Origin of the sequence: Polyangium sp. y55x31, from assembly GCF_029946505.1 — a bacterium.
Lineage (GTDB): Bacteria > Myxococcota_A > Polyangia > Polyangiales > Polyangiaceae > Polyangium.
In genome coordinates this window covers 92,729-116,372 of record NZ_JARZHG010000037.1, presented here as the reverse complement: position 1 = coordinate 116,372, position 23,644 = coordinate 92,729, and the positions used below count along the sequence as shown (strand labels likewise).

The following is a 23,644-nucleotide window of genomic DNA, read 5'->3' as shown; positions in this document are numbered from 1 at the left end:
GTTGCCCCGCACCCCAGCAGGGGGCTGTCCGCCCCCTGCACCCCGGACCAGGCACGGCCTGGACCGAAGGCCGAGAAACCGCGCGATGCGCGGTTTCTCGGACGGCCCGTGGCAAGACCACGAGCGGCGTTGCCAAGCGAGACGGCGGAGCTGCCTTCCTTAGCCGGCCTGTTCGATGAACTGCGCGGAGCGCAGTTCATCGACCACGAGTCCAGCGCTTGCGCTGGTCCGGGTCCAGGGGTGGACAACCCCTGGTCGGGGTCCGGGGTGAAACCCCGGCGGCTACGCCTGCTATTCGAACTCCAAGCGCCAGCGCAAGTCGGCGCCGAGGTTGCCGAGGGGCGAGCTCGAGACGTCGTTCGTGTTGTCGTATGCGCCTTGCACGATGACGCGTTTGCCGAGACGCCACTCGATGCTCGAGCGGACTTCGCGGTTTTCGGTGATGCCTGTCGTCACGGTGGCGCGCACGTCTTCCGTGATGCGCTTGCCGAGTGTGACGGTTGGCTCGGTGCGGCCTGTGCGTGACGAGTAGGACGTGCCGAATCGGAACTCGTCGATGAGTGGCACGATCGTCTTTACGGCTTTGTCTGCGCCGGTGAGTGCGGCGAGTGCTTCGAGGCCCACGGTTTCGCCGAGCGACGAGGCGAGACCACGATCCATCTCGGCTCGCGTGAGGCCGAGCGTCAGCAGGAGGACGATGTCCTCCTGGCCGAGCGGCGGATCGCTCGTGAGGTCGAGCTTCACGTTTTCCTGATCGCCGTGGGCGTAGAGGTTGATGCGCCATTGCTGCCCGAGTGTCGCTGTCGCTGCTGCGCTCGTGCTCGTGTCTGCGGGCGCCGTGCCTGCGGCGCTCGTTGCCGCGTAGCGCCGGTACTCGGTCTGTGCGCGCAGATCGATCCGCGGCGCGAGCCGGAGTGGATCGTCGAACCGGACCGAGCCCTCGCGCACCGTGAACTCGCTGTTTCGCAGCCGGAGCTTCGAGTCTGGCAGGATGCGCAGGTTGCCGCGTGCGCCGTAGCGCTGGTTCGTCCCGGAGAGTGCGAGCCCGGGTGGCGTCACTTCGAGCAGCATGTCGACGAGCCCGTTCGAGAAGCGCATCGGCCGCGGCGAGACCACGTTCACGTCGAAGCGAAGCGCGTCGTTCTTCGGGTCGTAGGTCTCGACGGCGGTGCGCTTTGGCCCGCCTGCGAGCTGGTTCAGATCGAGGCTCAGTGCGATTGGCCGCGAGTACGTGAACGACGTGAGCGACACCGTCCCCTTCACCTCGGGCAGGTTCTTCTCTGCGCGCTCCTCGTCGGACGTGCTCGGGCGGAATGTCGCGGAGAGATCGGCGTCGGTGGTCAGGTTGATGCCCTCGCCGAGTGGCATCTTCACGCCGCGTGCGAGGATCGAGGCCTCGGCCGTGCCGAGCTCGAAGCCGCGGATCGGCATGCGCCCCGTCAGGCTCACCTCGCCGCCGCCGACCTTCGCTGCGCCGCGCAGGATGCGCACCTCGCTGTTCGTGACCGCGACGTCCACCTCGACGTCGTCGATCGACACGGGGAAACCTCGTAGCGCGAGCTCGCCGCCGCGCAGCCGCGCCGAACCTCCGTAGCGCAGCGCGTTCGTCGTCCCCTGCACGCGCAGGTTCGCTTCGAGCGACCCTTTGGCCCGCGAGACCTGCGGCATGTCCGTGGACAGACGCCCGAGATCGAGAGGACCCACGCGCAGCCCCACGTCGAACTCCGGCGCGGTCACGAGCCGCTGCACGCGGCCTCCGAGCGCGATCGGCGCGGACAGTCCCGAGCCGCTCTGCACGACCAGCTCGAGGTCGGGCAGCGCGAGCGTGTTGTTCTGCACGACGATCGGACCGGGCGTCCCGCGCAGTGACACGCGCCGCCCGCCGCGTTCGAGATCGAGCCCCGTCAGCGCGACGACCACGTCGCTCTTCGCGAGATCGTCGAGCGGCAGACGCCGGATTTCGAGCGCCGCGTCGAGGCTCCCGTGCGGGGGCGTGGCGCTGAACGCGACGCCGGGGATCAGGTTCGCGAGTGTGCCGAGATCGAGCCCGCGCGTCGTGAGCTTCCCCGTCACGACCTTGTGCTTCTGCCGCGTGATGCGCACGTCCTCGAGCGAGAGCTGCCCGCCCGCGACGAGACCGTCGACGCGGAACGTGCCCGCGGACGCGTCCCTGTCGAACTCGGCCCGATCGAAGGGCGCCGAGCGCGGGTTGCCGCAGCGCGTCCAGCCGATCGTCTTCACCTGCGTGTTCTCGGATCCCATGAGCACGCGGAGCTGCGACGAGGGCAGCGACGAGGGCCCGATCCGGATCGGCGAGATCTGCACGTCGGCCTGCGCTTCGAGCTGGCTCACCGTGCCCGAGATGTTCGCGATGGCCGAGACCGAGCCGTCGAGCGGCTTGCCCATGCGGCCGAGCGCGTCGAGGTGATCGATCGGGATCCCCGTGGCGATCGCCTGCCCCGAGATGCGACCGCCCGGGCGAACCGACACGGTCGCGAGCAGCGAGCCCGAGCCCTTGCGCAGGCTCGCCGCGTGCACGTCGAGGTTCATCCCCGCGGCGCCCGCGTCGCGATCTTCCCAGTCGAGATCGACGTCGACGTCGCCGTCGGAGTACTTCTCGCCGAAGAGCGACACCTCTTCGAGGTGCATCTTCGTCTTCACGCGCAGGCGGCCCGCGCCGCAGCGATCCTCGGGCCCGCCGATCACGAAGTGCACCCGCGCCGTCCCGCTCGCGTTGCCGTCGATCTCGGCGAAGCGCGGATCGTCGTCGAGGTGCACGATCCGGTAGAAGTCGTGGATCCAGAGGTGCGGCGCGCCCTGCGTGTCGATCTCCGCGTCGACCACCACGTTCGGCCCCGCGTCGAAGTCCACGTGCACCTCGGGCGCGCGGATCTTGCTGTCGCCTTTGCGCAGGTGCACGTCGGCGAGGCGTAGATCGAACGGCTCGAAGAACACGCGCGCGCTCTCCACGTCGCCGAACGAGAACGCCGCGAACTCGAAGCCCTTGATCGACACGTCGGCCTCGACCTTCGGCCGCGTGAACGGCCCGCGCGCCGCGGCCGTGATCTCCGCGATCCCCGCGATCGGGATGTTGCGGAGCGGCGAGAGCTCCGAGAGATCGACGTGCGAACCCTTCGCGATCTCGATGTCGAGGAAGCTCTTGAAGAACAGTTTTACGGTGGTGTGGAGCTCCGACTTCGGCGTCTCGATCGCCACGTCGTCGAGCACGATCCCCGTCGGCCGCACCCGGAACGTGCCGCGCAGCGTGCCCTCGGCCACGCCCATCATGTGCCCGCGCGCGGGATCCGTCGTGGGTTTGTCGAAGACCTCGAAGTTCCGCGTCGAGAACTCCATGGGCCCATCGAGCGAGAGCGGGGAGAGCGTACCGCTGAACCGCTCGAAGTGGCCTCGCTCGAGGTTCCACGCCACGTGCGCCTGCGGGTGCACACCGAGATCCCGGAGCAGACCCGGGAACTGGATGTCGCGCAGCTCGATCGGACCCGCGGTGAGCGGCGCGCCCTGCGCGAACGGCTCGATCTTCACGTCCGCGATCGTCGCCGTGCCGTCGGCCCACCCGACCTCGATCTTCGACACGCGCACCACGTCCTCGGCGATCGACAGCTCGCCCTCGAACGTCGTCGCGAAGACCTTGCCGGACAGCCCCGGCCGATCCGCCTCGATGCGCCCAGCCACGCGCGGCAGCGTGGACTTGCCGTCGTGCTCGACCTCCACGTCGAGCTCCACCGCGCCCGTGAGCCACGGCGTGTCCACGAAGCGATGCGCGATCGGGATCGGCAGCCGCGTCCGCACGCGGCCACGAAACGCGGGCATCACGAGCGGCGCGCCTCCCTTCGGGAGCTCCACGCGCAGCGCGCCGAGCGCGAGCTCCAGCGAGCGCCAATCCTCACGCGGCAGCTCGCACCCCGGGCTCGTCCCCTCGTCCGGATCGAGATCCGCCGCGCCGAGCAGCCGCAGCCGCCGGACGAGCAGCCCCTCTCCGTCGACGCGAACCCGCGTGTCGAGCCGGCAGATCACGTCCTCGTCGACCATGTCCTCGTCGGGCCGACCGGGCATGGGGTGCGTCCGGACGATCGTGCTTTTCCCGGCGCGGAGCGCGATCTCGAAGGCTCCGTCGTCCTCCGCGGACACGTCCACGTCGACCTCGTTCGTCACGACGTGCACGCCCTCGACGAGCGCGTCGATGCGCGCGTCCGTCACGGCGAGCGACGAGAACGGAGCCCGCGTCTTCTCGGTCGACGGCTGCGAGGCGGGCAGCTTGTACGTCAGGTTCTTGAGCGCGCCGCCTTCGACGACGGCGCGGATCCGCGGCCCGAGCACCTCGACCTCGCCCACGTCGAGCTCCCCGTCGAGCAGCGAAAACACCCGCGGACGAACGCTGATCCGCTCCACCGAGAGCACGGGCGCGCCGCCGTCGGTCGCGTCGACGACGAGCTCTTCGAGATCGATCGCCATCGGCCAGGCTTGCACGGCGACGCGGTAACGCGCGACGACGCCGAGCTCCCGTTCGATGAGCGTCGCCGTCTCGCGCGCGGCCCACGCGCGCACGGGGCCCGTTCGCACGAGCGCGCCGAGGACGAGTGGGATCGCCCCCACCAGGGCAAACAGCGCGCAGAGCGCGATGGCGAAGGCGCGGCCGACGTCTCTACGCCCGCGTTTTCGCGTGCGTTTGTTCGTCGGGGTGCTGCCGGAAGCCATGACGCCGAGCTTACCTCAGGCCTGTCCCACGTGCCGGGATCACCTTTCGCGAAGCCGTTCGGCGCTTTACGCCGCGCGAGAATCCTGGAAACATCCGGCTGTCTTGCGTGCGAGGTCCGGGTGCGCGTGTGCTCGGCCTCGTGTTGTTCGGAGGGCCGATGCGATCGACGATCCCCGCCACGCTGGTGGCGCTTGGCTGCTTGGCAATTCATGCGTTCGGCTGCGCGGGCGGCACGGACGAAACGACGGGGGGGGGCACCGCCGGGGCGGGCACCGGCGGCACAGGCGGTATGGGAGGCACCGGCGGCCAAGGTGGCGCCGGCGGCGCGACGTGCATGCCGACCGACGAGGTGTGCGACGGCTTGGACAATGACTGCGACCAGGACGTCGACGAGGACTGCCCTTGCGTCGAGGGACAAACGCAGTCCTGCTACTCGGGTGTCGCCGGCACGCAGGGGATTGGCGCTTGCACCGCGGGCCAGCAAAAGTGTGATCTGAATGGCAAGTGGAGCAAGTGCGTCGGCGAAGTCGTGCCGAAGACGCAGGAGAGCTGCAACGGTATCGACGACGACTGCAACGGGTCCGTCGACGACATGGCGCCGACGACCTGCGGCTTCGGCGCCTGCCAGGTCACGGTCGTCACCTGCGAGAACGGCCAGCTCAACCAGTGCACCCCGCTCCCGCCCTCGCTCGAGGTTTGCGACGGCCTCGACAACGACTGCGATCAGATCCCCGACGACTCCTTCCCCGAGAAAGGCAAGGCCTGCACCTCGGACAAGCTCGGCGCCTGCGCCAAGGGCAAATACTCCTGCACGAACGGCGCGCTCGTCTGCGTGCCCGACGTCACGCCCATCCCCGAGACTTGCAACGGCATCGACGACGATTGCGACGGCACGGTGGACGACAGCATTCCGGGCACGGGCGGCGAGTGCGGCACGGGCCTGCTCGGCGTCTGCGCGAACGGCGCGATCTCGTGCAATGGCACCTCCATCGACTGCTTCCCGGTCACCCCGCAATCGCCCGAGAAGTGCAATGGGCTCGACGACGACTGCGACGGCGTGATCGACGAGAACAACCCGGAGGGCGGCACCGCCTGCCAGACGGGTCAATCGGCCGGCTGCTCCGCGGGCACGCGCAAGTGCACGAACGGCGCGATCGTCTGCGAGCCGAACGCGTCGTCGACCCCCGAGCAATGCAACGGAATCGACGACAACTGCAATGGCGTCGTCGACGAGGGCAACCCGGGCGGGGGCGTCGCGTGCGCCTGCGCCGGCACGACGGCCTGTTCGGGCGGCCAGCTCATCTGCACGTCCGCCACGCCGATATACCTCTACGAGGATTTCGCCAACGCCCCGGGCTGGACCCTCGGGCCCGAGTGGGAAATCAATACGGCCATCGGCGGGAGCTGCACGAACTTGAGCGGCACCCACAACGATCCCACGAACGACACCTCGAGCTCGTCCGACAACAAGATCGCGGGCGTCGTCATCGGCGGCTGCTCGACGAGCTCGCAGAGCGCGACGACGCACGGCTATTACTACCTGACGAGCCCGGCCTTCAACACGTCGGAGGCGCCCGGCGTCATCCTCCAGTTCCAGCGCTGGCTGAACAGCGACGTGTCGCCGTACATGAACAACGTCATCGAGGTGTTCAACGGCACGGCGTGGGTCCAGGTCTGGCAGAGCGGCAGCACCGCCTCGACGGCGTCCTCGTGGACGAAGGTCTCCTACGACCTTTCCGCGTACAAGAACGCCAACATGCGTATCCGCTGGGGCTTCAACATCGCCTCCTCGGGGATCTACCCGTATGCCTCGTGGAACATCGACGACGTCGTCGTCGCGTCCACGCTCTGTCCCTGAGATTCGTCTCCCCTGTCGAGCCCGGGCGATTCTCCGCGCCGCCGCGGAGAATCACCGGGGCCCCTCCTCTCGGATTCCCGCTACTTCACGCCATAGGTCGCCACGACGGGCGCGTGGTCCGTCGCCGCGTCCACGTCATTGCCGTGGCGAATGGTCACGGACGCCTGGTCGAGCATCGCGGAGAGCAGCGGATTCGACATTTGGTGATCCACGAGCTCCAGCGCGCCCTGATAATCGTACGTCCACCGAACGTTCGCCGGGACGAAGTCCGGCGCATTCGTGTACAGCCCGTCCCCTTCGCCCATGACGGCGAGATACGGCGGCGAGCCGGGCGTGTCATTGAAATCGCCGAGCACGAGCACCGCCCGCGACGGGTCCTCCTTCACGAGCGCATTCGCGATCGCGCGCGTGCGTTGCGCCTCCGCGAGGCGCTTGTTCGGATTGTCGTCCTCCTTCGCCTTGAAATGCACGCCGAGGAGCACGAGCTTCCGCCCGTTGTAGGTCAGGTGATATTCGGGGCAATCGCGCGAGAATCGATACGTCGGCCCCACCGTCCCGTTCAGCGGGAATTGCTCGTCCTTGTGCGAGACGACCTTGTCGATCGGCAACTTCGACACGATCGCGATGTCGATGCCGCGCGGATCGTTGCCGTCCACGAGCCCGATGCTCGTGTATTTCCCCCCGAGCTCGCTCTGCACGAGGTCCGACAGCGACGCCTCGTTCTCCACCTCCTGGAGCACCACCACGTCCGCGTCGATCGCAGACAGCACCACGCCGATCGCTTTCCGATGGGTCACGTATTGCGCCGTGGTCCTCACCACCTCGTCCACCGCCGCGCTGTCGTTCTTGTCGTTCAGGTAATTGCGCACGTTCCAGTTGGCCACGCGCAGTGGCATCGGGTCTTTCGGCGCCCCTCCGCCGCTCCCGCCCGCTCCGCCGCCTCCACCGCTCCCGCCGCCCCCGCCGGCGTCGCCGCTCGAATTCTCGCGGACGCGGCCATCCTGCCCGCATCCGCCGCTCGAAAGCACGAGCAGCGCGGCGGCGAGCGCGCCGCTCGCCGTGAGCCTCGCCGCGCGGGCGAGGCCTGACCATCCACCAAAAAGAGAGCCCTGGGACCGAGAAGAAGCATGCAACATGCGCTCAGTGTCCCGTCGCCATTCCGGCGGGGCAAGCCCCGCGTCGTTCCGGGCTTCCACGACGCGTCACGCGGGTCGCCGCCACGACACCGGGCCTCGGCGAATGCAAGGCGTCATGGTCGCGTGCATTGCGACGGACAGACCGACGAGACGCCCTGAAGGAAAAACCCCCGCGGATCGGGCAGATCCAGCGGGGGTTTTTCTTTGGCGTTCGAACGAACGAAGCGTCAGCCCACGTCCGTCATGCGCCGGTACCGGATCCGGTGCGGCTCGTTCGCGTCGGCGCCCTTCCGCCGCTTCAGATCCGCCTCGTAATCCTCGTAGTTCCCCTCGAACCACACGACCTTGCTGTCGCCCTCGAAGGCGAGGATGTGCGTCGCGATGCGGTCGAGGAACCAGCGATCGTGGCTGATGATCACCGCGCAGCCGGCGAAATCGAGCAGCGCCTCCTCCAGCGAGCGGAGCGTGTCGACGTCGAGGTCGTTCGTCGGCTCGTCGAGCAGGAGCACGTTGCCCCCGCGGCGGAGCAGTTTGGCCAGGTGCACGCGGTTGCGCTCGCCGCCCGAGAGATCACCGACCTTCTTCTGCTGATCGGCGCCCTGGAAGTTGAACGACGCCACGTACGCGCGCGAGTTCACCTCGCGCTTGCCCACGAGCAGCGTCGGCTCGCCGCCCGAGATCTCCTGCCAGACGCTCTTGTTCGGATCGAGCGCGTCGCGCGACTGATCCACGTACGCGAGCTCCACGCTCTCGCCGATCCGCATCGCGCCCTTGTCGGGCTTCTCGAGGCCCATGATCATCTTGAACAGCGTCGTCTTGCCCGCGCCGTTCGGCCCGATCACGCCGACGATGCCGCCGCGCGGCAGCGAGAACGAGAGATCGTCGATGAGCAGCTTGTCGCCGAACGCCTTCGACAGGTGATCGGCCTCCACGACCACGCTCCCGAGGCGCGCGCCGGCCGGGATGTGGATCTGGCTCGGCGAGTACTCCTTCGCCTTCTGATCCTCGGCGAGCAGCGTCTCGTACGCCGCGAGGCGCGCCTTGCTCTTGGCTTGCCGCGCGCGCGGGTTCATCCGCACCCATTCGAGCTCGCGCTCCAGGGTCTTCTGCCGCGACGACTCCTGCTTCTGCTCGAGCTCGAGGCGCTTCTTCTTCTGCTCGAGCCAGCCCGAGTAGTTGCCCTCGTACGGGTAGCCCATGCCGCGATCGAGCTCGAGGATCCAGCCCGCCACGTTGTCGAGGAAGTACCGATCGTGCGTGACGGCCACGACGGTGCCCGTGTACTCCGCGAGGAACCGCTCGAGCCACGCCACGCTCTCGGCGTCGAGGTGGTTCGTCGGCTCGTCGAGGAGCAAGAGATCCGGCTTTTCGAGGAGCAGTCGGCAGAGCGCCACGCGGCGACGCTCGCCGCCCGAGAGGTTCGCGACCTCGGCGTCCGGGGGCGGCAGGCGCAGCGCGTCCATGGCGCGTTCGAGCACGCGATCGAGCTCCCAGCCGCCCGACGCGTCGATCTTGTCCTGCAGGACCCCGTACTCTTCGAGCAGCTCCTCCATGTTGTCCGGCGACTCGCCGAACAGCACGCCGATCTCCTCGAAGCGCTTCATCAGCTTGCGCGTGTCGGCTACGGCTGCTTCGACGTTTTCGAGCACCGTGCGGCCCGCGTCGAGCTTCGGCTCCTGCTGGAGGAAGCCCACGCGCGTGCCGTCGGCGGGCTTCGCTTCGCCGAGGAACTCCTTGTCGACGCCCGCCATGATCCGGAGCAGCGTGCTCTTGCCTGCGCCGTTGTGCCCGAGGACGCCGATCTTCGCGCCCGGGAAGAACGAGAGCCAAAGGCCCTTCAGCACCTCCTTGTTCGGGGGGTGCACCTTCCGGACGTCCTGCATCGTGAAAATGAACTGATGCGCCACGTTTGTCTTACCGCTCTCGCGAGTTGATGGATGGGTGAAGTGAGGACGGGGGTTCGGGGGCGCAGCTCGGCTCGTCCGAGCGGAGCCCCCGAGCGTCGAACTGGGGGCGGCGAAGGATACTGAAAGCCAACGATTCGTCACGCCCGACGTGCGGGGTCTCCCGAACGTTCAGGCCTTCCCGAGGACCTTCCGGACGAGCGCCAGATCCTTCTTTCCGAGCTCGCCCGTCACGACGAGCACCGAGAGATACAGCGCGCCCGTCACGAGGCCCTCCACGAGCACGGCCGGTTTGCCGAGCCAAGGCAGCCGCATGCCCACGGCCACCGTCACCGCCGCGGCCACGAGCACCCGCACGAGCGAGAGCGGCGCGACGAACGCCCCCGCCTCGCGCCGCAGCGCGGTGGCCGCGACGACGGCCACGAGGCCAAGCGCGATCGACGTCGAGATCGCGGTCCCGAGCAGCATCGGCGGGCCAAACGGGAAGCGCGGCGTCACCACCACGCACCCGAGCGCCACGAGGCAAACCGCGAGCGCGTTGAAGGTCGCGCTCATCCGCTCACGCCCGAGCCCCGTCAGCGCGGCCGAGCTGATCCCGAGGATCGCGAACGACCCCATCCCGAGCGCGAGCACCCGGAGCACCGGCCCGCCGTGCTCCCAGATCGCATTGGATTTGTAGGCAAAACGCAGCACGTGTGGCGCGAGCGCCGCGATCGTCCCCGAGACCGCGCCCGTCACCACGAGCGCGATGCGCACGCCCGCGCGCGTGTACTCGGCGACGAGCGGCTCGCTCTTCTCGGCGCGGGCCTTCGCGAGCATCGGGAAGAGCACGAAGCTCACGGACATGAGGAGCTGGTAGGGCAAAAACGAGAAGAGCTGCACGCCGCGGTAGATCCCGATGAGATCGTCGGACGCGGTCGCGGCGAGCCCGAGCCGGACAGCCTCGCGCCCGACGAAGCGGCTGAGCAGGAGAAGATCGGTCTGGAGCAGGAGGTTCAGCGCGAGCTGGCCGAGCGCGAGCGGGCCGAGGAAGCCGAGGTACTCGCGCGCGCTCGGCCCCGCGGCGCCGCTCTTGCCCACGCCCGAACGCGTGATCGCGATGGGCACGATGAGCGCGGCCGCGGAGACGAACCCCAGCGTCGCGCCGAGCGTCCCGCTCCCGCCGAGACGGAGCAGCGCGAAGGCCCCGACGCCCATGCCGATCGTGCGAAGCAGCCCGTAACCCACGTCGAGCCCGGCCTGATCGAGGAAGCGCCTGCGTCCGTTGAGCGAGCCGACGAGCGGCGCGTAAACGCCGTAGAGCAGCACCACGGCGGCGACGATGCGCAGCGGCGTCGCCACGTGCGGGGCGCCGACCTCGGCGGCGATCGTGCCCGCGGCGAGCGCGAAGCCGAGCGAGAGCACGACCGCGAGCACCACGTGGACGCGCAGCGTGCGCGCGAAGGCCGCGTCCACGTGCTCTTCCGTGGCCGTCGAGACCACGCGGGACACGCCCTGGATCGCGGTCGCGACCACGACGTTGTTCAGCACGCCGACGATCGCCAGCACGCGGGAGATCTGCCCGTAGCCGGCCTGCCCGAGCAGCCGTTCGAGGAGGAGCTGCTGGGCGAAGCCGAAGACGATGAACGAGACCTTCGCGAAGGCGATGGCGAGCCCGCCGCGGCCGGCCGTGCGGGCGGCGCTCGGTGCCGCGGGGACGGGGGCGGGGGCGGCGCCGCTTCCGGCAGGCGCGGAGGCGTTCGTCGCGGGGGCGGGCGCGGCGTCTTGCACGGCCGCTTCTTCGCAGAACGCGCGGGGGAGAGCAACCGCTCGTTACCGGGCCGGAAGGCGATCTTCGCGTGTGCTCGAAAAAAGTTCTTGACGGGCGAAGCTCCGCGGGTATCCTCGCGGTCCGTTTCGACGACGCCATTCCAGCTTAGCTCAGTCGGTAGAGCAGGCGGCTGTTAACCGCCGGGTCGCTGGTTCGAGTCCAGCAGCTGGAGCCAATTCCCCTCTTTGCGAACTCCGCAGCGAGGCGCAGGTCGCAAGTAACGAAGCCCCCACGGCGTATGCCCTGGGGGCTTTGCCTTTTCGCGGGCTGTTTTCCCAGGGCGCGGCTGTGAAGCACGACGTGATCGCCCGGTCGTACGCGGCGACCGGTCTTCCCGTGCGCGTCGGGTTCTTCCGCCACCGCTGCGAACACCTCCAGCGCCGACCGTTGCACGGCTAGCCAGCGCTCCCCGTCGACACGGAAGCGCGGCGTTTTGCGCGACGATCTCCGCGAGGAGCCCCCATGCGGTCGTGCTGTATCGGGCGCCTCGAAGCGCGCCGCCCCGAGGCCGAGGTGATGCTCGTTCGTCGACCCGAACCGGCGACCCGAGCCACGCGCTTGACAAACCGATAAGTCTAGGCTTATGTGTTGTCCATGCAGAGCGCAGCCGCGGCCGAGAACAAGATCTTCCAGGCGCTGGCGGACCCCAGCCGCCGGGCGATCTTCGAGTCGCTCACGCGCGGCGAAGCGGCCGTGAAGGACCTCACGGCGCGCTTCGACATCTCGCAGCCGGCGGTCTCGCAGCACCTCGCCGCTTTGAAAGACGCCGGCCTCGTGAACGGCCGGCGCGAGGGGCGCTGCGTCTACTACCGGGTGGAGCCGCGCGGGCTGAAGCCGCTCGTCGACTGGATCGCGCACTACCGCGCCTTCTGGACGGAGCACGTCGATCGCCTCGAACGACTGCTGGAGAAAATGGACGAATGAATCTCATCGACAAGACCGCCCCGTCGCAAACCGATTCCATTTCATTCGAGTTCGAGTTGAATCATTTGCCGGAGAAGGTGTGGCGCGCGCTCACCGACCCCGTGCTGCTCACCGAGTGGCTCTTGCCCGTCACCGGATTCGCGCCCGCGCCGGGGACCGCGTTCACGTTGAAGACGCAGCCGTACCCCGGGTGGGACGGCACCGTGAATTGCCGGATCCTCGAAATCGAAACGCACAAAAAGCTCAGCTACACGTGGGTCGTCGGCGACATGGAGATCGACACCGTCGTGACCTTCACGCTCACGCCCACGGCGTCGGGCACTCGCCTCTCGCTCGTGCAATCGGGCTTCAAGCCGGCGCAGAAGCAGAACTTCGGCGGCGCGCGTTATGGCTGGAAGATGATGGGCGGCAAGCTCGTCGACCTGCTCGCGAGGCTTCCATGAGCCGGTCGAGACTCGTGGCCTACTGGGTGACGACCTGCTGGGTCGCGCTGGGCATGGTCTCGGGCGGCGTGGCCCACGTCCTCCACGTGCCAGCGAGCGTCGACGGCTTCGTGCGCCTCGGCTACCCGCTGCACTTCGTCACGCTCCTCGGCATCTGGAAGATCCTCGGCGCGCTCGCGCTCTTGGCGCCGAAATTCCCACGCTTGAAGGAGTGGGCCTACGCGGGCATCGTCATCGACCTGACCGGCGCCGCCTTCGCCTGGGCCGTCGTAGGCGCCAGCGATTCCGTCAGCAACGCTGGTCACATCATCGCGCCGCTCGCGGGCCTCGTATTGACGTTGACGTCGTGGGCGCTGCGGCCGGACTCGCGCAAGCTGCCGGGTTCTCTTCACAAACCGTTGGTGTTGGCGACATGAGCGCGAACATTGCCTCCTCGAATCCGCATCCCGCGGACAGCCACGATCTGATCCGCGTCCGGGGTGCCCGCGAAAACAACTTGAAGGACGTGAGCGTCGAGATCCCGAAGCGGCGGCTGACCGTGTTCACCGGCGTCTCGGGATCGGGCAAATCGTCGCTCGTGTTCGGTACCATCGCGGCGGAATCGCAGCGGCTGATCAACGAGACCTACAGCGCGTTCGTCCAGGGATTCATGCCGACGCTCGACCGGCCCGAGGTCGACGTGCTCGACGGGCTGACGACCGCGATCATCGTCGATCAGGAGCGGATGGGCGCCGACCCCCGCTCGACGGTCGGTACGGCGACCGACGTCAATGCCATGCTGCGCATCCTCTTCAGCCGCCTCGGAAAGCCGCACGTCGGCCCGCCGAGCGCGTTCGCCTTCAACGTCCCCTCGGTCCGCGCGAGTGGTGCGATCACGGTCGAGCGCGGCGCCACCAAGGCCGAGAAGGTGACCTTCACCCGCGTCGGCGGCATGTGTCCGCGCTGCGAGGGCCGGGGCTCGGTCAACGACATCGACCTGACTCAGCTCTACGACGACAGCAAGTCGCTGAACGATGGTGCGCTCACGATACCCGGCTACAGCATGGATGGCTGGTACGGCCGCATCTTCCGCGGCTGCGGCTTCTTCGACCCCGACAAACCGATTCGCAAGTTCACCAAGAAAGAGCTGCACGACCTGCTCCACAAGGAGCCGACCAAGATCAAGGTCGACGGGATCAACCTGACGTACGCGGGGCTGATCCCGCAGATCCAGAAGTCGTTCCTCTCGAAGGACGTCGATTCGATGCAGCCGCACATCCGCGCCTTCGTGGAGCGCGCGGTCACGTTCACCACGTGTCCCGAGTGCAATGGCACCCGGCTCAGCGAGGCGGCTCGGTCGTCCAAGATCAAGGGCAAGAACATCGCCGACGTGTGCGCGATGCAGATCAGCGACCTGGCCGCGTGGGTGCGCGATCTGGAGCAGCCGTCCGTCGCGCCGCTCTTGGCGGCGCTGCGGCACACGCTCGATTCGTTCGTGCAGATCGGGCTCGGCTACCTCTCGCTCGACCGGCCGTCAGGCACGCTCTCGGGCGGCGAGGCGCAGCGCACCAAGATGATCCGCCACCTCGGCTCATCCCTCACCGACGTCACCTATGTCTTCGACGAGCCGTCGATCGGGCTGCATCCGCACGACATCCAGCGAATGAACGACCTCTTGTTGCGGCTTCGCGACAAGGGCAACACCGTCCTCGTCGTCGAGCACAAGCCGGAGATGATCGCGATTGCCGACCACGTCGTCGACCTCGGCCCCCGCGCCGGCACGGCGGGCGGCGAGGTGGTCTTCAAAGGCACCGTCGACGGGTTGCGGGCGAGCGGCACGCTCACCGGGCGTCACCTGAGCGACCGGGCTTCCCTCAAGCCGTCGGTGCGCAAGCGGTCCGGTGTGATGAAGGTGCGCGGCGCCAGCGCGCACAACCTGAAGAACGTCGACGTCGACATCCCGCTCGGCGTGCTGGTGGTGGTGACCGGCGTGGCGGGGTCGGGCAAGAGCTCCCTGATCCACGGCTCGGTGAGCGGCCGAGAAGGGGTGGTATCGATCGACCAGAGCGCGATCCACGGCTCGCGGCGGAGCAACCCGGCGACGTACACCGATCTGCTGGAGCCGATCCGCAAGGCGTTCGCGAAGGCCAACGGCGTCAAGCCCGCCCTGTTCAGCGCCAATTCCGAGGGCGCGTGTCCGACCTGCAATGGCGCCGGGGTGATCTACACCGACCTCGGGATGATGGCCGGTGTCAGCACGGTCTGCGAGGACTGCGAGGGCCGGAGGTTCCAGGCGTCGGTGCTCGAGTACCGGCTCGGCGGGCTCCACATCGCCGAGGTGCTCGACCTGTCGGTCGAAGAGGCGGTCCGCTTCTTCGGCAAAGGCGAGGCGCGCACGCCGGCCGCGCACGCGATCCTGCAGCGCATGGCCGACGTGGGGCTCGGCTACCTGCGGCTCGGCCAACCGCTCCCCACGCTGTCGGGTGGTGAGCGACAGCGGCTCAAGCTCGCGACGCACATGGGGGAAGACGGCGGCGTCTACGTGCTCGACGAGCCGACCACCGGATTGCACCTCGCCGACCTCAAGCAATTGCTCGGGCTCCTGGACCGATTGGTCGACGCCGGCAAGTCGGTCATCGTGATCGAGCACCACCAGGCGGTGATGGCGCACGCCGACTGGATCATCGACCTCGGCCCGGGCGCGGGCCACGACGGCGGCCGGATCGTGTTCGAAGGCACCCCGGCCGACCTGGTCGCGGCGCGGTCGACGCTGACCGGCAAACACCTCGCGGCGTACGTCGGCTGACCGGTCGTCACATCGTCCGCTCGTTTCACCTCGACTGCGCGAGCGCCACCGCGTCGGGACCCGCGGGGAAATGGAGCTTCCCCGTCGTGTCGTTCGCGGCGCGCCATACCACCTCGGCCACGTCGGACTCGCGCGTGACGACCGTCGTCTTCCTGAAAGAAGCGAAGATGCGCTCTGCAAAAGGCGCGTACGCCTCGGGGACCAGCCCTTCCATGCGGGCCCCCCCGTTGCTCGCGAAGCTCGTGCTCGGGCCATAGCCGGGCTCGACCAGTTTCACGCGCACATTGAATGCCTCGAGCTCGAACGCGAGCGACGCGGTGAACCCCTCGATGGCCGTCTTGCTTGCCGTGTAAACGGCCACCAGCGGCATCGGCGCCAGCGTCACGCTCGACGTCACGTTCACGATCACGCCCGACTTGCGCGCGCGGAACTGGGGCAACACGGCCTGCGTCATCGCCATTACGCCGAAGGTGTTGGTCTCGAACACGTCACGCACCGTGGCCATCGGCGTGACCTCGAAGGCGCCCAGGAGCCCGATGCCCGCGTTGTTGACGAGCACGTCGATGGGCCCACTCTCCTCCAGCGCAGCCGCGATACGCTCGGGCTTCGTCACATCGAGCGCAATCACGCGCAGCCGGTCCGATCGCGGTAAAACGTCCTCGCGCGGCGTTCGCATGGTGGCGATTACGTTCCACCCCTGTGCGTGGAAGTGACGCGCGGTCTCGAGGCCATAACCGGAAGAGCAACCCGTGATGAGCACCGTTTTCATGTCGGCTCCTTTGCCGCGATGCGCGCGGCGTTCATGGGTGTGAATGTAATGGCATCGAGCCGGACGATCTACCATGGAGAGTCCGAATTACATTTGCTAGAGTCCGGACATGAACGACCCTCTCTCGGAAGTCATCGCGCTGCTTCAGCCGCGCGCCGTGTTTTCGAAGCGCATCAGCGGCGCCGGCCGCTGGGGTGTTCGCTACTCGGACTTTGGCCAGCCGAGCTTCTGTGCCGTGCTCGAGGGCAGCTGCCGCCTCGCGGTGGACGGCCAGCGTGCCCTCACGCTCGAGGCAGGGGACTTCGTACTCCTGCCGGCGACGCCGGGTTTCACCATGTCGGGCTTCGAGCCGGTGACGCCGGAGCGCATCGACCCCAAGGTCACGCCTGCGCCGACGGATGAAGTCCGTCATGGCACGCGTGGGGGACGCCCCGACGTACGGCTCCTCGGCGGGTATTTCGTCTTCGACTCGCCGGACGCGGCTCTCTTCGTGTCGCTGCTGCCGGCGGTTTTGCACGTGCGCGGCGTCGAACGGCTCTCGGTCCTGGTGCGGCTCGTCGGCGAGGAATCGAACGAGCAGAGAGCGGGTCGCGACCTCGTGCTCACGCGGCTCGTGGAGGTGCTGCTCATCGAAGCGTTGCGGTCGACGTCGGGCGACGACGCGCCGCCGGGGCTCCTGCGCGGATTGGCGGATGCGCGGCTCGCGCCGGCGATACGGCAAATGCACGGTCAGCTCGCGCGTTCGTGGACGGTGACTCAGCTCGCGAAGACTGCGGCGCTCTCACGCTCGGCGTTTTTTGATCGTTTTACCCGCACCGTGGGCCTGTCGCCGATGGAATACCTGCTCGCCTGGCGAATGGCCGTCGCGAGGGATCTGCTGCGCCGCCACGATCTCGGAATCGCCGAGGTCGCCGAGCGCGTCGGTTATGGCTCGGCGAGCACCTTCAGCACGGCGTTCAGCAGGCACGTGGGCCAGCCTCCGAGTCGATATGCGCGTGCGGGGGTAGAACTTCGTGTTGATTGAAAGTTCGCTCGCCTCGACCTATCTGGGCGCGTGAGGTGCTCGTCCCGGCCGTGCGGGCCGAATGATACATGCGCCGCGCGTCGTCGCGGCGTCAGACGCGCTGCCGCACGTGGAGCCTGAACCCGCTTCCGCCGACCTCTTCGAGGCCTGGCTTCAGCGTGAGCGCGGGGATCTCGTAATCTCCGCCGTTTTGCTTGCGGTAGGCGATTGGCTCCTCGGTCCACAGGCCATCGAGCCGCTTGCCGAGCTCCTCCCGGATACGTGCGAAGCGCGCTTCATCCATCTTCTTCGCCCTGTAGACGACGAATGACGGCAGCACTTCGAACCCTGGATAGTGCAGGATGCCGCGTGTGATGGGGAAGAGCAGATCCTCCATCGGCCCGTTCACGCCGCGCTCGCCGTAGTGCGAATCCCAGCCACCGGCGGTCACGACGAGCAGGGCGCGTTTGCCCTGGAAGATGCCTTCGCCGAAGCGATCCCCCCAGTGCCGATCGGAATGCTCGCCGACGCCGTACGCGAAGCCGTAAGCGTAGACGCGCTCCACCCATCCCTTCAGGATCGCGGGCATCGAGTACCACCACAGGGGAAACTGGAAGATCACGGCGTCGGCCCAGCGAAGGTCGGCCTGCTGCGCGGCGACATCGGGCGGCTGCGTGCCCGTGGCGTAGGCCTGTTGCGAGTCGGCTTCGAGGTCGAGCGGACCGTCGGGCGCGCGCGCCGGGAAATCGTCCGCGTCGATCGTGGGCTTCCAGCGCATGGCGTAGAGATCGGCGACACGGACGTCGTGCCCGCGCTGCGTGAGCCGGTCGACGGTGAAGGTCTTGAGCGAGCCGTTGAGGGATCGCGGTTCGGGGTGCGCGTAGACGATGAGCACGTTCATGGTTCTGTTCTCCGGCCCTCGTGGAGTCAGGCCGGAGGTGAACATCGACGTTCGGTGTCGATCTCGCAAGTACGCACAAGTTTGGTATGTAGTATCAGAAAGAGAACCAAAGGAACGCACGGCCGCGATCGCGGCCCGACGCGGAGCAGGGAGTCATGGCGACGAGTTCGTTGGCGAGGCAGCGGAGCCAAGGGAAGAGTGGATGCGCCGTGGAATCGGCGCTGGCGGTGATTGGCGGACGCTGGAAGGGCGTCGTCTTGTATTGGCTGTCGAAGGGGACGCTGCGGTTCGGCGAGCTGCGGCGGCTGCTCCCCAATTGCACGCAGCGCATGCTGACGCTTCAACTGCGCGAGCTCGAGCAGGACGGCCTGGTCAAGCGCACGGTGTTCGCCGAAGTCCCGCCGCGCGTCGAGTACGAGCTCACGCCCTTCGGCAAGAGCCTCGAGCCCATCCTCGTCGCCCTGCGCGACTGGGGCGAGCGTTATCACCGCCGCCTGCCCTGACGCGCGCGTCGTGACATCGCGCTTGCGGCGAACCGAGCGGAGTGGCATCCTCCGCCCCGGATGACGATGCGTTTCGCAGTTTTCTTGCTCGGCTGAGCGTGGCCCCAGGCCCGCACGAATCGCTGTGCGCGCTTGCCCGCGTGTGGGCAGGCGTGCGCCACGTCTCGGTCCGTTTGCAGGAGAATCGTCATGCCCCATCACCAGGACGCGCTTTCCGAAGCGCAGATCGATCAATTCGTTCACGAAGGCTACGTCCGTATCGACGACGCCTTCCCGCGCGACCTCGCCGACGCGTGTCGCGCCATCTTGTGGCTCGCAACCGGCTATACGCCCGATGATCCGTCCACCTGGACGAAGCCGGTCGTTCGCATCGGCGAGCTGGCCCATCCGTCCTTTCGAGCGGCGGCGAACACCCCGAAGCTCGTCGCCGCCTTCGATTCGCTGGTCGGCGTCGATCGCTGGCTCCCGCGCGCGAGCCTCGGGACGTTCCCCATCCGCTTCCCATCGCCCGATGATCCAGGGGATTGCGGATGGCACATCGATCCCAGCTTCGGCTGGGAGAACGAGCCGAACTTCCTCGCGTGGCGCGCCAATGTCGCATCCAAAGGCCGCGCGCTCTTGATGCTCTTTCTCTTCTCCGACGTCGGCGAGGACGATGCACCGACGCGCCTTCGCATCGGCTCGCACGTCGAGATCGCGCGCCGCCTCGCGCCGCATGGAGAGCGTGGCCTCACGCTCGGCGAGCTCGCGAGCACGGGTTTTCGCGAATCCGCGCACCTACCCGAGGCGCTCGCCACGGGCCCCGCGGGGACGGTTTACCTCTGCCACCCGTTCCTGGTGCACGCGGGGCAGCCCCATCGCGGCCGCGTTCCACGTTTCCTCGCCCAGCCCCCCTTGTTGCCGCGTGTGCCCTTCGAGCCCACACGCACGGACGGCAATGACTCGGCGGTCGAGCGGGCCATCCGCCTCGCGCTCGCGCCCGCCGGGGAGAAAGAAGCTGAGAATCGTTCAGAGCGGGGGCCTTCGGGCTGAACGAGGCCGCTGCGGGTGATTGGGCCACCGCTTCCTTCGGCGTCGCGGTGGCCCGTCGCCCACGTGAAAATCGGCGCCTGTGGCTCCGATGGGGCCCGCGCTGGGCTTCGCCTAAAGCGCCTCCGCGAGAGGGGCGAGTCGCACGCGCGTGGAGAGCGCGTGGAGGGCGAGCAGATGGAGAATCTCGCTGACCGTCGTGCAACCGTCGGCGACGACCGTGACATCGTATTTCTCGGCCGACTTCGAGAGCGCCGTGTGGGTGACGCAGTTATGGGTCATCATCCCGCAAAGGAGGAGCTCCGTCGCGCCAAGCGAGGCGAGCGTGGCCTCGAGCGTCGTGTTCACGAAGCTGTCTGCATGCGCCTTCACGACGACCGGCGCGCCCGGGGCCGCCGTCGTGATCCGCGTGTGGATCTCGGCGCCCGTGGTCCCGCGGTTGAAAAAGGGGGCAGGGCCCCGCGAAGTATCCGCGAAGTGCTGCACGAGGACGACGGGCACGTCCTTCGCGCGCGCGACGGCGACGGCGCGCTCGATGACCTCCAGCGTCGCCTCGGCATGCCAGAGCGGAAATGCCCCGTCCGAGAAATAGTCGTTCTGCACGTCGATCACGATCAGCACCTTGCCCATGGATTCGCCTCCTGCCGCGGCGGTCTCTCCGCCCGCGCTCCACACCTTACGGTCGCGGGTGCTCTTCGGGCAGTGGCGAAACCGACAATCTACAGGCTACATTTGCCACGTGCAGCCTTCGGCCCCGTCCATCGAAATTGGCATCCTCGAGTACCCCGGCGTGCAGGCCGCCGCGGCGCTCGGGCTGCTCGATCTGCTCGCGTCCGCGTCGCGGCTCGCCGCCGAGAGCGGAGCGCGGGCGAAGAGCCTCTCGCCGCAGCTCGTGCGCGTCGATCCGAAGCGTGGGAGGCCGCCGACGCCGAGCGTGCCTTTCTCCGCGCTGATCCTGCCGCCGAGCCTCGGAGACGCCGCGGCGCTGACCCGGCTCGATCCTCTCGCGTCGTGGCTCGCCGACCGTCACCGTGACGGAACGATCCTCGTGTCGGTGTGCGCCGGCGCCTTCCTCCTGGGCTCGACGGGTCTGCTCGCGGGGCGGCCCGCGACGACGCATTGGGCGCTCGGCCCACGCTTCAGCGAGCTTTTCCCGGACGTACACCTCGACACCTCGCGGCTCGTCATCGAGGACGGCGACATCATCACGGCGGGCGGGGTGATGGCGTGGATCGACGTTGGGCTCATGATCGTGGCGCGCCACCTCGGGCCGTCCGTGGTATCGGCGGTCGCGCGTTTTTGGTTGGTCGATCCCGGCGGCCGCGAACAACGCCATTACGGCAGCTTCACCCCGATGTTCACGCACGGCGACGACGCCGTGCTCCGGTCCCAGCGCTTCCTCCACGCGAGGCGGGATCAGAAGGTCGAGGTCGCCGCAATGGCGAAGGCGGCGCGGCTCACCGAGCGCACGTTCCTCCGCCGCTTCACGCGCGCGACGGGACACACGCCGGTCGAGTATCTCCAGCTATTGCGGGTGGAGCGCGCGAGGGAATGGCTGGAACAGTCCGCGCAGAGCTTCGACGAGATCGCGTGGAAGCTCGGTTATGCGGACGCAGGCGCGTTCCGACGCGTGTTCCAGCGCGCCGTCGGGCTCTCGCCGAGCGAATACCGAAGCCGATTCCGTGTCGCCGTGCCGCCGAGGCGCCGGGCGCGGTGAGGAGATGTCGCGCGGGGCTGTCGAATTTTCTTGCGGTTAGTGAGCGACTAACTAAGTATCTTGGACCGTGCCGCTCTCCGCAGAGTCCGAAGCGACGTTCACCCGCATCCTCGACGAAGCCGAGGCGCTGTTCGCGACGCGCGGTTATCGGCGTACGCGGCTCTCGGAGGTCGCCGCGGCCGTCGGGGTCAGCGAACCGGCGCTCTACCGCTACTTCCGCGGCAAGGACGCGTTGTTCGAGCAGGTGCTGCGGCGCGCCGCCGCCTCGCCTGGTCCTTACGAGCCCCCCCAGAACCTCCCGGTGCCGAACCCCGAGCCCGGCCAGATCGAGTCCTTCCTGCGCGCCTTCTTCGAGGAGAGCCGCCGCGTGGCAGCCCTCGAACGCGCGCTCCTCGGGCCCGCTCCCCGCACCACGGAGGAAGCACGAACGGAGCTCGCGGGCGTCGTCGGCGAGCTGTTCGACCTGGCGACGAGGTATCGGGCGGGGGCGCGCATCATGAACGCGAGCGCGCTCGAATCACCCGAGCTCGGGCGCATCTGGGACGAGAACGTCCGCGGGTATTTGACGCGCGCCGTGGAGCGCTACCTCGGCCAGAGGTCGGACGAGGGAAAACTCGCCTTGCCCACGGATCCCATCGACGCGGCCGTCGTCGTCGCGAGCCTCGTGACGAGCCACGCGGTGCACGCGGTCGAGCTCGGGCTGCCCGGCTCCGTCGAGCATCGGCGCGGGGTCGTCGTCGCGTCCGTCGTCGCCATGCTCGAACCCAGAAAGGTCATCCGATGAAGCTGCCCATCCCCCTGCGCACGCGCCGCTGGGACGACGAGATCGCCCGGCTCGATCCCGAACGCGATTACGAGGCCATCGTCTTCGCGCTCTCGAACCACGTCTTCCCGTTCGAGATCCTCCTCGCGATGGAGATCGCGCAGCTTCGGACCTTCACGATCCCGACCATCAGCAAGCTGCTCCACGCGACCGGGCAGTACGAGCGCGAGGGGCCGAAGCGGCTCGACGACACGAAGGCCATCCTGAGCGAGATCCACCGGCCGGGCCTCGAATCACGCGCGAGCCGCGAGATGGTCGAGCACCTGAACCGCATTCACGGGCTGTACCGGATCTCGAACGACGATTTCCTCTACACGCTGAGCACCTTCGTCTTCGATCCCATCCTCTTCATCGACAGATGGGGCCACCGCGCCATGACGGAGAAGGAAAAGGACGCCTTCTATTTCCTCTACCGCCGGCTCGGCGAGCTCATGCACATCCGCGACATCCCGGGGAGTCGCGCGGCGTTTTTCGCGTGGCGGCAGGACTACGAGCGCCGCGCGCAACGCTACACGAGCGAAAACGAGGCCGTCGCTCGGGGCCTGCTCGTCGCCGTTCAGGGCCTGCTGCCGCCCGCTCTCGCCCCGTACATCGAGCCCGCGGTCGTCCTTCTCACGGCGGACGCCGGGTTCCGCGCCGCTCTTGGTCTTCGCGAGCCCGATCCTGGCCTCGCTCGCGCTCTTCGCGCGTTCCTCGCCGTCTATCGCCGCGCCGCGCGCCACGTCTCGCTCTACGAGCACCGTAAATTCGAGGACAGCGATATCTACCGCTACTACCCGACTTACCCCTCGGGCTACGACCGGCTCCGCCTCGGCCCCACCAAAGTGCTCGAGATTCTCGCAAAAAAGGGGGCCGAGCGAGCCGTCGCCGAAGAGTAGCACCCTCTTGCAGCGCGTGGTCGGCAATCTGGAGGCGTAATGGCGTTTTGCCCGCCGAGCCTCGTCAGAGGCTCTTGCCGTCGAACTCCTTCACCTTGAACGCGCCGAGATCCACGTCGTCGAGCGTGCGCACGTTGATCGCGTACATCTCGGTGCCGTCGGGCATCGAGCCGCGGGCGAACGAGCGCACCCCACAGATCGGGCAGAACAGGTGATGGATGTGTTTCTTGCCGAACTGATAATCCGTGACCACGTCCCCGCCCGAGAGGACCGTGACCGCCGCGGCCGGCACGAAGGCCAGATACGAGCCCGTCTTCATGCAAATGGAGCAATTGCACGACACCACGTCCTGGATGCCGGCCTTCACCTCGTAACGAACCTTGCCGCAGTGACACCCGCCCGTGTACGTCTTCGCCTCGGTCATGTGCTCGACTCTCCTCGTGC

General features: G+C 68.0%; 19 protein-coding genes and 1 tRNA gene. 12 read left to right on the top strand and 8 right to left on the bottom strand.

Annotated features, from left to right (window positions below; all coding sequences use genetic code 11):
* Positions 1-291: 291 nt before the first annotated feature.
* Positions 292-4,716, bottom strand: coding sequence for a translocation/assembly module TamB domain-containing protein (locus tag QHF84_RS40295; protein WP_281318891.1), 4,425 nt, complete (start codon positions 4,714-4,716; stop codon positions 292-294).
* A 158-nt stretch (positions 4,717-4,874) separates the two neighbouring features.
* On the opposite strand from QHF84_RS40295, the gene QHF84_RS40290 reads away from it, so the two are divergent.
* Positions 4,875-6,575, top strand: coding sequence for a MopE-related protein (locus QHF84_RS40290; protein WP_281318890.1), 1,701 nt, complete (start codon positions 4,875-4,877; stop codon positions 6,573-6,575).
* 80 nt (positions 6,576-6,655) lie between these two features.
* On the opposite strand, the gene QHF84_RS40285 is transcribed toward QHF84_RS40290, so the two are convergent.
* The 3 genes from QHF84_RS40285 to QHF84_RS40275 form a co-directional block, all read right to left on the bottom strand.
* A complete protein-coding gene (locus QHF84_RS40285; protein ID WP_281318889.1) occupies positions 6,656-7,711 on the bottom strand; it encodes an endonuclease/exonuclease/phosphatase family protein in 1,056 nt (351 codons plus the stop codon).
* A gap of 227 nt (positions 7,712-7,938) precedes the next feature.
* A complete protein-coding gene (gene ettA / locus QHF84_RS40280) occupies positions 7,939-9,618 on the bottom strand; it encodes an energy-dependent translational throttle protein EttA (protein ID WP_281318888.1) in 1,680 nt (559 codons plus the stop codon).
* 168 nt (positions 9,619-9,786) lie between these two features.
* Positions 9,787-11,385, bottom strand: coding sequence for a lipopolysaccharide biosynthesis protein (locus QHF84_RS40275; protein WP_281318887.1), 1,599 nt, complete (start codon positions 11,383-11,385; stop codon positions 9,787-9,789).
* A 139-nt stretch (positions 11,386-11,524) separates the two neighbouring features.
* Between QHF84_RS40275 and QHF84_RS40270 the strand changes: the two genes are divergently transcribed.
* The 5 genes from QHF84_RS40270 (at position 11,525) to QHF84_RS40250 (ending at position 15,577) form a co-directional block, all read left to right on the top strand.
* Positions 11,525-11,600 (top strand) — tRNA-Asn (locus tag QHF84_RS40270).
* A gap of 419 nt (positions 11,601-12,019) precedes the next feature.
* Complete coding sequence (locus tag QHF84_RS40265) at positions 12,020-12,349, top strand: metalloregulator ArsR/SmtB family transcription factor (RefSeq protein WP_281318886.1); 330 nt, start codon at positions 12,020-12,022, stop codon at positions 12,347-12,349.
* Positions 12,346-12,792, top strand: a complete 447-nt coding sequence (locus tag QHF84_RS40260; protein WP_281318885.1) for an SRPBCC domain-containing protein — start codon at positions 12,346-12,348, stop codon at positions 12,790-12,792. The genes QHF84_RS40265 and QHF84_RS40260 overlap by 4 nt, the downstream gene beginning before the upstream one ends.
* On the top strand, positions 12,789-13,208 hold the full coding sequence (locus tag QHF84_RS40255; protein WP_281318884.1) for a DoxX family protein: 420 nt from the start codon (positions 12,789-12,791) through the stop codon (positions 13,206-13,208). The genes QHF84_RS40260 and QHF84_RS40255 overlap by 4 nt, the downstream gene beginning before the upstream one ends.
* Positions 13,205-15,577 (top strand): excinuclease ABC subunit UvrA, encoded by a 2,373-nt coding sequence (locus QHF84_RS40250; RefSeq protein ID WP_281318883.1) that lies wholly within the window; start codon positions 13,205-13,207, stop codon positions 15,575-15,577. Before QHF84_RS40255 ends, QHF84_RS40250 begins: the two co-directional genes overlap by 4 nt.
* 25 nt (positions 15,578-15,602) lie before the next feature.
* On the opposite strand, the gene QHF84_RS40245 is transcribed toward QHF84_RS40250, so the two are convergent.
* Positions 15,603-16,346 carry an SDR family oxidoreductase gene (locus QHF84_RS40245; RefSeq protein WP_281318882.1) on the bottom strand — a complete coding sequence of 248 codons (744 nt, stop codon included), beginning with the start codon at positions 16,344-16,346 and terminating at the stop codon, positions 15,603-15,605.
* A gap of 109 nt (positions 16,347-16,455) precedes the next feature.
* Here QHF84_RS40245 and QHF84_RS40240 point away from each other — a divergent pair, with 109 nt between their 5' ends.
* Complete coding sequence (locus tag QHF84_RS40240) at positions 16,456-17,370, top strand: AraC family transcriptional regulator (RefSeq protein WP_281318881.1); 915 nt, start codon at positions 16,456-16,458, stop codon at positions 17,368-17,370.
* Between the two features lie 91 nt (positions 17,371-17,461).
* On the opposite strand, the gene QHF84_RS40235 is transcribed toward QHF84_RS40240, so the two are convergent.
* Entirely contained in the window at positions 17,462-18,250 is a 789-nt protein-coding gene (locus tag QHF84_RS40235) for an NAD(P)H-dependent oxidoreductase (protein ID WP_281318880.1), read from the bottom strand.
* A 155-nt stretch (positions 18,251-18,405) separates the two neighbouring features.
* Between QHF84_RS40235 and QHF84_RS40230 the strand changes: the two genes are divergently transcribed.
* Both QHF84_RS40230 and QHF84_RS40225 read left to right on the top strand, forming a co-directional pair.
* The gene (locus QHF84_RS40230) at positions 18,406-18,753 is read left to right on the top strand and encodes a helix-turn-helix domain-containing protein (RefSeq protein ID WP_348652918.1); all 348 of its coding nucleotides are present in this window, start codon (positions 18,406-18,408) and stop codon (positions 18,751-18,753) included.
* A gap of 189 nt (positions 18,754-18,942) precedes the next feature.
* Positions 18,943-19,785 (top strand): phytanoyl-CoA dioxygenase, encoded by an 843-nt coding sequence (locus QHF84_RS40225; protein ID WP_281318878.1) that lies wholly within the window; start codon positions 18,943-18,945, stop codon positions 19,783-19,785.
* 111 nt (positions 19,786-19,896) lie between these two features.
* On the opposite strand, the gene QHF84_RS40220 is transcribed toward QHF84_RS40225, so the two are convergent.
* Entirely contained in the window at positions 19,897-20,412 is a 516-nt protein-coding gene (locus QHF84_RS40220; RefSeq protein ID WP_281318877.1) for a cysteine hydrolase family protein, read from the bottom strand.
* Between the two features lie 109 nt (positions 20,413-20,521).
* Between QHF84_RS40220 and QHF84_RS40215 the strand changes: the two genes are divergently transcribed.
* The 3 genes from QHF84_RS40215 to QHF84_RS40205 all read left to right on the top strand — a co-directional run bounded on the left by QHF84_RS40215 (position 20,522) and on the right by QHF84_RS40205 (position 23,200).
* On the top strand, positions 20,522-21,499 hold the full coding sequence (locus QHF84_RS40215) for a helix-turn-helix domain-containing protein (protein WP_281318876.1): 978 nt from the start codon (positions 20,522-20,524) through the stop codon (positions 21,497-21,499).
* 67 nt (positions 21,500-21,566) lie between these two features.
* Positions 21,567-22,283, top strand: a complete 717-nt coding sequence (locus QHF84_RS40210) for a TetR/AcrR family transcriptional regulator (protein ID WP_281318875.1) — start codon at positions 21,567-21,569, stop codon at positions 22,281-22,283.
* On the top strand, positions 22,280-23,200 hold the full coding sequence (locus QHF84_RS40205; RefSeq protein ID WP_281318874.1) for an oxygenase MpaB family protein: 921 nt from the start codon (positions 22,280-22,282) through the stop codon (positions 23,198-23,200). The genes QHF84_RS40210 and QHF84_RS40205 overlap by 4 nt, the downstream gene beginning before the upstream one ends.
* A 64-nt stretch (positions 23,201-23,264) precedes the next feature.
* Here the strand turns inward: QHF84_RS40205 and QHF84_RS40200 are convergent, their stop codons facing one another.
* Positions 23,265-23,624, bottom strand: a complete 360-nt coding sequence (locus QHF84_RS40200) for a GFA family protein (protein WP_281318873.1) — start codon at positions 23,622-23,624, stop codon at positions 23,265-23,267.
* Positions 23,625-23,644 lie beyond the last annotated feature (20 nt).

Excerpts from the sequence above, each read along its gene's own strand:
- QHF84_RS40240 (WP_281318881.1), top strand. The coding sequence starts at position 16,456 with ATGAACGACCCTCTCTCGGAAGTCATCGCGCTGCTTCAGCCGCGCGCC.
- QHF84_RS40220 (WP_281318877.1), bottom strand. The coding sequence starts at position 20,412 with ATGGGCAAGGTGCTGATCGTGATCGACGTGCAGAACGACTATTTCTCG.
- QHF84_RS40285 (WP_281318889.1), bottom strand. The coding sequence starts at position 7,711 with ATGTTGCATGCTTCTTCTCGGTCCCAGGGCTCTCTTTTTGGTGGATGG.
- QHF84_RS40200 (WP_281318873.1), bottom strand. The coding sequence starts at position 23,624 with ATGACCGAGGCGAAGACGTACACGGGCGGGTGTCACTGCGGCAAGGTT.
- QHF84_RS40295 (WP_281318891.1), bottom strand. The coding sequence starts at position 4,716 with ATGGCTTCCGGCAGCACCCCGACGAACAAACGCACGCGAAAACGCGGG.
- QHF84_RS40225 (WP_281318878.1), top strand. The coding sequence starts at position 18,943 with ATGCCCCATCACCAGGACGCGCTTTCCGAAGCGCAGATCGATCAATTC.
- QHF84_RS40255 (WP_281318884.1), top strand. The coding sequence starts at position 12,789 with ATGAGCCGGTCGAGACTCGTGGCCTACTGGGTGACGACCTGCTGGGTC.
- QHF84_RS40245 (WP_281318882.1), bottom strand. The coding sequence starts at position 16,346 with ATGAAAACGGTGCTCATCACGGGTTGCTCTTCCGGTTATGGCCTCGAG.
- QHF84_RS40290 (WP_281318890.1), top strand. The coding sequence starts at position 4,875 with ATGCGATCGACGATCCCCGCCACGCTGGTGGCGCTTGGCTGCTTGGCA.
- QHF84_RS40205 (WP_281318874.1), top strand. The coding sequence starts at position 22,280 with ATGAAGCTGCCCATCCCCCTGCGCACGCGCCGCTGGGACGACGAGATC.
- QHF84_RS40250 (WP_281318883.1), top strand. The coding sequence starts at position 13,205 with ATGAGCGCGAACATTGCCTCCTCGAATCCGCATCCCGCGGACAGCCAC.
- QHF84_RS40235 (WP_281318880.1), bottom strand. The coding sequence starts at position 18,250 with ATGAACGTGCTCATCGTCTACGCGCACCCCGAACCGCGATCCCTCAAC.
- QHF84_RS40260 (WP_281318885.1), top strand. The coding sequence starts at position 12,346 with ATGAATCTCATCGACAAGACCGCCCCGTCGCAAACCGATTCCATTTCA.
- QHF84_RS40265 (WP_281318886.1), top strand. The coding sequence starts at position 12,020 with ATGCAGAGCGCAGCCGCGGCCGAGAACAAGATCTTCCAGGCGCTGGCG.
- QHF84_RS40230 (WP_348652918.1), top strand. The coding sequence starts at position 18,406 with ATGGCGACGAGTTCGTTGGCGAGGCAGCGGAGCCAAGGGAAGAGTGGA.